Origin of the sequence: Pseudoalteromonas sp. Z1A6 (assembly GCF_011378745.1) — a bacterium.
In the GTDB taxonomy this organism is placed as follows: domain Bacteria; phylum Pseudomonadota; class Gammaproteobacteria; order Enterobacterales; family Alteromonadaceae; genus Pseudoalteromonas; species Pseudoalteromonas arctica.
On sequence record NZ_WTKW01000650.1, the window covers coordinates 1 to 936 of the forward strand.

At 36.2% G+C, this 936-nt stretch carries 1 protein-coding gene; it reads left to right on the forward strand.

What is annotated here, in order from left to right:
- Positions 1 to 20 precede the first annotated feature (20 nt).
- The gene (locus GQR46_RS20125; protein WP_165742295.1) at positions 21 to 815 is read left to right on the forward strand and encodes a YggN family protein; all 795 of its coding nucleotides are present in this window, start codon (positions 21 to 23) and stop codon (positions 813 to 815) included.
- Positions 816 to 936 lie beyond the last annotated feature (121 nt).

The following is a 936-nucleotide window of genomic DNA, read 5'->3' on the forward strand; positions in this document are numbered from 1 at the left end:
ACAAAAAGTAGAGAACAAACATGAAAAAATTACTATTAGTTAGCGCATTAATTTGTACGCCAGCCGCTATGGCTCATAACGACAACGATTCTGCAATTTCATTTAGTAACGATGAATGTAACGTCGAATTTAAAAACGATGTACGTATTAAACCAAACGAATTAGAAATTTTTACTGCCAATAATAAAACTATGCAATTTAATGCCCATGGTGACTTAACCGTAAATGGCGAGCTTGTAGCGCTTAATAGCTCACAACGCGAAGCACTGAATAAGTACTCTGACAGCTTACGCACTCAATTACCTGAAGTAGCTAATATAGCGTTAGAGGGTGTTAAAATTGCCGGTGTAGCATTAGAAGAAGTAGGCAATGCATTTAATATTGACGGTCTTGATAATATGTCTGAGCTTATGGACGACATTAAAATTGAGGTAGAAAATACATTTTACCAGCAAGGTACATTTGTAATGGGCCAACAAAGTTTTAATCAATTTGGTGAAAACTTTGAGCAACAATTTGAAGAGCAAATAGAAACAGCGGTTGAATCAGCAGTAATGCAATCAATGGGCAGCATTTTAGTGGCTTTAGGTTCTGAGTTACTTGGTTCAGGCGGCGATATGGATGCCTTTGAGCAACGCATGGAAAATATGGGTGCTCAAATAGAAGAAAAAGTAGAGCTACATGCAAGCGCACTTGAAGAACGCGCTAACTCTTTATGTGAAAACTTTGCTGATATCGCAAAACAAGAAGAGCAATTAGTAATGCAAGTGCCAGAGCTTAAAGGTTATCAGTTATTTAGCTTTAAACACAATTAGTACAGCAAACGTTATTTAACATCCCTTTGGCAGCACTTAAGTTTACTTAAATGCTGCTTTTTTGTGTTTCGTAAACTTATACCAACCTGCATAAATCTTTGATCAATTTAACGAATTAAAT

Bases quoted from the DNA above. Each gene is read 5' to 3' on its own strand.
- GQR46_RS20125 (WP_165742295.1), top strand. From the start codon at position 21: ATGAAAAAATTACTATTAGTTAGCGCATTAATTTGTACGCCAGCCGCT.